The 8006-nt window shown below is 42.1% G+C and carries 6 protein-coding genes; all 6 read right to left on the reverse strand.

The window, feature by feature from the left end; all coding sequences use genetic code 11:
• Positions 1 to 124: 124 nt before the first annotated feature.
• Positions 125 to 1642, reverse strand: coding sequence for a 2-oxoglutarate dehydrogenase complex dihydrolipoyllysine-residue succinyltransferase (odhB, locus tag QMA00_RS11145; protein ID WP_076921367.1), 1518 nt, complete (start codon positions 1640 to 1642; stop codon positions 125 to 127).
• A 3-nt stretch (positions 1643 to 1645) separates the two neighbouring features.
• Positions 1646 to 4465: a 2-oxoglutarate dehydrogenase E1 component gene (sucA, locus tag QMA00_RS11150; protein ID WP_076921368.1), complete on the reverse strand. Its 2820-nt coding sequence runs from the start codon at positions 4463 to 4465 to the stop codon at positions 1646 to 1648.
• Positions 4466 to 4551: 86 nt separating this feature from the next.
• The gene (locus tag QMA00_RS11155; RefSeq protein WP_008112091.1) at positions 4552 to 5268 is read right to left on the reverse strand and encodes a succinate dehydrogenase iron-sulfur subunit; all 717 of its coding nucleotides are present in this window, start codon (positions 5266 to 5268) and stop codon (positions 4552 to 4554) included.
• Between the two features lie 10 nt (positions 5269 to 5278).
• On the reverse strand, positions 5279 to 7051 hold the full coding sequence (gene sdhA / locus QMA00_RS11160) for a succinate dehydrogenase flavoprotein subunit (protein WP_013465011.1): 1773 nt from the start codon (positions 7049 to 7051) through the stop codon (positions 5279 to 5281).
• A complete protein-coding gene (sdhD, locus tag QMA00_RS11165) occupies positions 7052 to 7399 on the reverse strand; it encodes a succinate dehydrogenase, hydrophobic membrane anchor protein (RefSeq protein WP_013465012.1) in 348 nt (115 codons plus the stop codon).
• Positions 7390 to 7767, reverse strand: coding sequence for a succinate dehydrogenase, cytochrome b556 subunit (gene sdhC, locus QMA00_RS11170; RefSeq protein ID WP_076916082.1), 378 nt, complete (start codon positions 7765 to 7767; stop codon positions 7390 to 7392). Before sdhC ends, sdhD begins: the two co-directional genes overlap by 10 nt.
• Positions 7768 to 8006 lie beyond the last annotated feature (239 nt).

Genomic DNA, 8006 nt, shown 5'->3' on the forward strand with positions numbered 1-8006 from the left:
ACAACTATCCCAAATTGCGTGCCTAGTATAGATCTCATGGCGCTACATGAAAACCCCAGTATGACCTTAGGCGCAAAAAAAAAGCTGTGATTTTAACTCACAGCTTATATTTCATACTACTTAATTAAACATCTAGCAGTAAACGTGTTGGATCTTCAAGTAACTCTTTAATTGTTACTAAGAAACCAACTGATTCTTTACCATCGATTTGGCGATGATCGTAAGATAACGCTAAATACATCATAGGTAAGATTTCAACTTTACCATTAACAGCCATTGGACGATCTTGGATTTTGTGCATACCTAAGATTGAAGACTGCGGTAAGTTAATGATTGGTGTTGATAGTAATGAGCCGAATACACCACCGTTAGTAATAGTGAAATTACCGCCAGTCATGTCGTCAAGTGTTAGCTTGCCATCACGGCCTTTAAGCGCTAGCTCACGAATACCCTTTTCGATTTCTGCAACAGATAGCTTGTCACAGTCTTTAAGTACAGGTGTTACTAAGCCACGAGGTGTAGAAACAGCAATGCTGATGTCGAAATAGTTGTGGTAAACAATATCATCGCCATCAATTGATGCATTTACATCTGGGAAACGCTTTAACGCTTCAGTCACTGCTTTCACGTAGAAAGACATGAAACCTAAACGGATACCGTGGCGCTTTTCAAATACTTCTTGGTACTGCTTACGAAGATCCATGATTGGCTTCATGTTAACTTCGTTAAATGTAGTTAACATTGCAGTAGAGTTTTTCGCTTCAAGAAGACGATTCGCAATTGTTTTACGTAAACGTGTCATAGGCACACGTTTTTGTGTACGGTCACCCATAGGTGCTGCTGGCGCTGCTTCTGATTTTGCCGCTGGTGCAGGTGATTTTAAGAATTGATCAACATCTTCTTTAGTCACACGACCATTTTTGCCTGAACCTTTGATTTTTGATGCATCAAGGCCTTTCTCAGCAATTAAACGACGAACTGATGGCGTTAACACATCTGAACCCTCACTTGAGCTTTCTTCTTTGGCTGCTGGTGCGTCCGCTTTAGCGTCAGATTTAGCGGGTGCAGCGCCTGCTTTTACTTTACCAATTACTTGCTCACCAAGAACAGTGTCGCCTTCGTCATGGATGATTTCACCCATAACGCCGTCTTCTTGGGCAACCACTTCAAGTACAACTTTGTCTGTTTCGATATCTACCAAGTTTTGGTCGCGTGTTACCGCGTCACCTGGTTGAACATGCCAAGTAGCAATTGTTGCATCTGCAACTGATTCTGGAAGTACAGGTACTTTAATATCCACTTCTTTACCTTCTGATGCTGGTGCTGATTGCGCCGCCGGCGCGTCTTCTGATTTTTCTGATGCTGAGCCATCTTCTTTTGGCTCTTTACTTGGTGATGCTTCTTGCGCATCACCAATTAAACCGATCACTTGGTCACCAAGTACCGTAGCACCTTCTTCTTGTGAAATTTCAGTGATTACACCGTCATTTTGTGCAACCACTTCTAAAACCACTTTGTCTGTTTCAATATCTACTAAGTTTTGGTCACGGCTTACTTTGTCGCCAACACTTACATGCCATGTAGCAACGGAAGCATCTGCAACCGACTCAGGAAGAACAGGAACTTTAATTTCTGTGCTCATTGCTTATCCTTTCTTTTCTATAGTAAGCGCGTCGGCAACGAGCGCTTGTTGTTCTTTAGTATGTACTGACATATAACCACATGCAGGTGATGCTGAGGCTTTACGACCAGCATATTTCAATTTTGCACCTTGAGGAATTGCATCAACAAAGTGATGTTGTGAGCAGTACCAAGCGCCTTGGTTTTGCGGCTCTTCCTGACACCACACAAAATCAGTAACGTGCTGGTAGCGTTCAATAATTGCTTTCATTTCGGCATGTGGGAACGGATAAAGCTGTTCAACACGAACAATTGCAATATTGTCTTGCTCAAGTTTACGACGCTCTTGTAATAGTTCGTAGTAAACTTTGCCGCTACAAAATACAACACGTTCTACTTTCTTAGCATCAATCTCATCAATCTCATCAATGATATTGTGGAACACACCTTCAGATAACTCTTCAAGTGTCGATGTTGCTAATGGATGACGTAATAACGATTTCGGTGTCATTACAATCAATGGACGACGCAGTGGTCTAACTGATTGACGACGTAGCATTGCGTACACTTGAGCCGGTGTTGATGGTACACACACTTGCATATTGTGATCAGCACAAAGCTGTAAAAAGCGTTCTAGACGAGCCGAGCTGTGCTCAGGACCTTGGCCTTCATAACCATGCGGCAATAAACACGTTAGGCCACATAGACGACCCCACTTTTGTTCACCTGAACTTAAGAACTGGTCAAATACCACCTGTGCACCATTAGCGAAATCACCAAATTGTGCTTCCCACAATACTAATGAAGTCGGCTCTGCAGTTGCATAACCATATTCAAATGCTAATACCGCTTCTTCAGACAGTACCGAATCAAAAACTTCAAACGTACCTTGATCTTCACTAAGGTTCTGTAATGGTAAATACATTGCACCATCTTTTTGACTATGAACAACCGCATGACGGTGGAAGAAGGTACCACGGCCTGAATCTTGTCCAGTTAGACGAATATCAGTACCTTCAGCTGCAATAGTTGCATACGCTAAAGTTTCTGCCATACCCCAATCAAGTGGTTTTTCGCCAGCAGCCATTGCTTTACGATCATCGTATATTTTTTTAACACGAGATTGTGCTTTGTACTCTTCTGGGTAACTTGCAACTAAGTTACCAAGTTCTTTAAGCTTTTCTACCGAAACGCTAGCATCGTAATCAACACTCCATTCATGGCCTACATACTTAGCCCAATCTGAAGAGTGTGATGTTTCTGGCTGTATTTCTTCAACAACACAGTTGCCATCGTCTAAACCATTACGGTAATCATCAGCAAGCGCTTTCACTTCATCTTCTGTGAAAGAACCTTCAGAAATCAGCTGATCCGCGTAGATTAAGCGAGGTACTGGGTGTTTTTTAATTTTTTGGTACATAATTGGCTGTGTAGCGTTAGGCTCATCAGCTTCGTTATGACCATGGCGACGGTAACAAACAAGGTCAATCACAACGTCACGTTTAAACTGATTTCTAAAATCAAGCGCGAGTTGCGTTACAAAAGCAACCGCTTCAGGATCGTCAGAGTTTACGTGGAAAATTGGCGATTGAACCATTTTTGCGATATCAGTACAGTAATCAGTTGAGCGTACATCGTCTTTTTTACTTGTTGTAAAACCAACTTGGTTATTAACAACAATACGGATACTACCGCCACAACTAAATGCATTAGTTTGCGATAAGTTAAACGTTTCTTGAACAACACCCTGACCTGCAATTGCTGAGTCGCCGTGGATAGTGATTGGAAGTGCTTTGCTGCCAGTTTTGTCGTTTAGACGATCAAGACGTGCGCGCACAGACCCCATAACCACTGGATTAACGATTTCTAAGTGCGATGGGTTAAACGCAAGTGCCATATGCACATTGCCACCTTTGGTCGCGAAATCTGAAGAGTAACCCATGTGATACTTAACATCACCAGAGCTTAAAGTATCTTTGTGTTTACCAGCAAATTCATCAAATAATTCTGATGGATTTTTACCAAGTACATTCACAAGTACGTTCAAGCGTCCGCGGTGAGCCATGCCGATTACGGCTTCTTTTTGGCCACTTTCACCCGCGCGGTGTATAAGCTCTTTAAGCATAGGCACTAACGCATCGCCACCTTCAAGTGAGAAACGCTTAGCACCCGGGAACTTAGCCCCTAAATATTTTTCAAGACCATCAGCCGCTGTCAATCCTTTAAGGATACGTAGCTTTTCATTTTTATCGAATTTTGGCCTAGACTGAACAGACTCTAAACGCTGTTGTAACCAACGTTTTTCTTCTGTTGATGTGATGTGCATATACTCTGCGCCAATAGAACCACAATAAGTAGTTTTTAGTGCTTGGTATAACTCACCTAAAGGCATAGTATCGCGGCCTACGGCAAACGATCCTACGTTAAATTCGCGGTCAAAGTCAGCATTTGATAAGTCGTGGTATTCTAGCTCTAAATCTCGTACACGTTCTCGTTGCCAAATACCTAGTGGATCTAGGTTTGCATTTTGGTGTCCCCGAAAACGGAAAGCATTAATAAGTTGCAGTACTTTAACCTGTTTAAGGTCGCCACCACTGCCCTCTGCTACCACTACTTCTCTATGCTTGTTTTTAGCAAGCGCCGCAAATTGTGAACGAACTTCTGAATGTTTTACTTCAACATCCACACCATCAACTTTTGGTAATTGTTCGAACACTTCTCGCCATTCTTCTGGCACCGAAGTCGCATCGTCTAAATACGCTTCATAAAGCTCTTCAACATAAGCAACGTTACCGCCGTTTAAATGTGAAGATTCTAGCCATGCCTTCATCACACCTTCGTGCATTTATAAGCCCTTTTTTTTAGCGCAGAAATTAATAGTTATATAACAAGATGGCTAATAAATATTAGCCATCTTTCCTCTACTAGAAATTAAACCGAGCGGTTTAATAACATAGATTTTATTTGTCCAATTGCTTTGGTCGGATTAAGACCCTTAGGACAAACGCTAACACAGTTCATGATACTGTGGCAACGGAACACACTGAATGCATCGTCTAAGTCAGCTAAACGCTCTTCTGTTGCTGTGTCTCGGCTATCAGCTAAGAAACGGTAAGCATGAAGAAGGCCTGCTGGACCTATAAACTTATCTGGATTCCACCAGAAAGAAGGACACGATGTAGAACAACATGCACATAAAATACACTCGTAAAGCCCGTCTAATTTATCACGTTCTTCGATAGATTGAAGACGTTCACCTGCAGCAGGCTCATCATTAATTAGATACGGTTTTACTTTTTCGTATTGAGTGTAGAACTGACTCATGTCAATAACAAGGTCACGAACAACAGGAAGTCCAGGTAATGGACGAACTACGATTTTACCTTTGCCATTTTTTTGCAGCGTAGATAAAGGAGTAATACATGCTAAACCGTTCTTACCATTCATGTTTACGCCGTCTGAACCACACACACCTTCACGGCATGAACGACGAAACGATAGTGTAGGATCTTGCTCTTTTAATAGTAAAAGTGCATCCAATACCATCATGTCTTGACCTTCCTCAGTTTGCAAAGTGTAATCTTGCATACGAGGTGCGTTATCAACATCCGGATTGTAACGATAAACTGAAAATTGTACTTGTGCCATCGTCTCGCTCCTAGTAGGTACGTGCTTTAGGTGGGAAAGCTTCACGTGTTTTAGGCTCGTAGTTTACTTTACGCTTGCTCATTTCATCCGTTACCGGATTAAATACTGAGTGACATAACCAGTTTTCGTCATCACGATCTGGGAAGTCAAAGCGAGAGTGTGCGCCACGGCTTTCAGTACGGAAGTTTGCAGCTACTGCAGTTGAGTAAGCTGTTTCCATTAAGTTGTCTAGTTCTAAACATTCAATACGCATGGTGTTGAAGTCTGATGATTTGTCATCAAGACGAGCGTGCTGTAAACGTTCACGGATTTCTTTAAGTTCAGTAAGACCTGTAGCCATTGAGTCACCTTCACGGAATACCGAGAAGTTAAGCTGCATACATTGTTGTAGGTCTTTCTTGATTTGAACTGGGTCTTCGCCTTGACCAGCTGTTGAGTTTTCCCAACGGTTAAAGCGCGCAAGAGACGCTTCTAGGTCAGACTCTGAAGCCGCTTTAGAAATTTCAACATCATTTAGGTATTTACCTAAGAAGTTACCTGCTGCACGGCCAAATACAACTAAATCGAGTAATGAGTTACCACCTAAGCGGTTAGCACCATGTACAGATACACAGGCAATCTCACCAACAGCAAATAAACCTTGTACAACTTTTTCGTTGCCTGCAGCATCGATATTAAGTACTTGACCATTAACGTTTGTTGGCACACCACCCATCATGTAGTGACATGTTGGGATAACTGGAATCGGTTCTTTTGCAGGATCAACGTGAGCAAATGTTTTAGCAAGATCACATACACCTGGAAGACGTAAGTTAAGCGTTTCTTCGCCTAAGTGGTCAAGTTTCAACTTAAGGTGAGGACCCCAAGGACCATCACAACCACGACCTTCACGAATTTCTGTCATCATTGAACGAGCAACAACGTCACGAGACGCTAAATCTTTAGCATTTGGTGCGTAACGTTCCATGAAGCGTTCGCCATCTTTATTTAAAAGATAACCACCTTCACCACGACAACCTTCAGTTACTAGCGTACCAGCGCCAGCTATACCTGTCGGGTGGAACTGCCACATTTCCATGTCTTGCATAGAAATACCAGCACGTGCAGCCATACCAACACCGTCACCGGTGTTAATGTGAGCATTGGTTGTTGATGCGAAAATACGACCTGCACCACCTGTCGCTAACACAACTGCTTTTGATTTGAAGAAGGTGATTTCACCTGTTTCAATTTCAATCGCTGTACAGCCTACTACATCGCCATTATCGTTTTTAACTAAATCAAGTGCATACCATTCTGAGAATACATTGGTTTTGTTTTTAACGTTTTGTTGATAAAGAAGGTGTAATAATGCATGGCCCGTACGGTCAGCTGCTGCTGCAGTACGCGCAGCCTGTTCACCACCAAAGTTTTTCGATTGACCACCGAAAGGACGTTGGTAAACACGGCCATTTTCAAAACGCGAAAATGGTAAGCCCATGTTTTCTAATTCAGTAATAGCTTCCGGGCCAGTTTGACACATGTATTCGATAGCGTCTTGGTCACCGATAAAATCGGAACCTTTAACGGTATCATACATGTGCCATTCCCAGTTATCTTCATGCGAGTTACCTAACGCGACTGTAATACCGCCTTGAGCAGATACAGTGTGTGAGCGTGTCGGGAAAACTTTAGAGATTAGCGCACATGTTTTGCCAGATTCAGTAATAGCAAGAGCAGCGCGCATACCTGCACCACCGGCACCAATTACTACGGCGTCAAATTCACGAACAGAATATTTCACTTAAACACCCCATAAAACGATTAAACCCACAGCTACGTAAGCAACAGCCATTAGGTTTAGTACAAAGCCTAAAAAAGCACGCAATTTAGCGTTCTTTACATAGTCGGTAAGAACCTGCCAAAGGCCGATACGGGTATGAACCATAATGCAAACTAGGGTTATTAACGTTGCCCCTTTCATTGCTAGGTTTGAGAATAGGCCTGTCCAGGCTTCATATGTGACTTCTGGCATTGCTAAAAAATAGCCAATAATAAAGATTGCATACGCGCTGATTATTAATGCCGTTGTGCGTAAAGATACAAAATCTTGTACGCCATCACGTTTAAGAGTTGCTTGATTTAAGACCATATCCACACCCCTGCCAATACAGCAAACACAACGCCAAGTGCCATCGCAATTTTAGCGCTAGTATTGCCTGATTCAAGTTCTTCCCAATGCCCCATATCCATAATAATGTGACGGATACCACCGATAAGGTGATAACCCAATACAGAAAGGGTGCCCCAAGCTATAAATTTGGCAATGAATCCGTTAAACAGACTCTTGACGAATTCAAAACCTTCAGCTGAAGAAAGAGACTCTGACCAAGCCCAAATGACAAACGTTAAAGCAAAAAATAATGCAACACCGGTGACGCGGTGAAAAATTGAAGCTTTAGCCGTTGCCGGCATAGATATAGTTGTTAGATCTAGATTTACAGGTCTTTGCTTTTTCACAGTTACTTGCCCATCTTGCCCGCAGTGGGGCTCATCTACTTGTTTTTCTAAAACCCACCAAATGTTTCTGGTGGAACTATCAAAATAAACGTATTGATACTAATAAAGTTCACTTTTTATGAAAATTATTATGTAAAAAAAAGTTTACCCAAATACAAATTGGTTAAAAACCTCCGTTAGTATATATAGCCGGAGACTCTTTTACAATTCTTGTCTACTTAGAGTCGTTTGCGAATTAG

It is taken from the genome of Pseudoalteromonas sp. APC 3694, assembly GCF_030407565.1.
Taxonomy (GTDB): Bacteria; Pseudomonadota; Gammaproteobacteria; order Enterobacterales; family Alteromonadaceae; genus Pseudoalteromonas; species Pseudoalteromonas tetraodonis.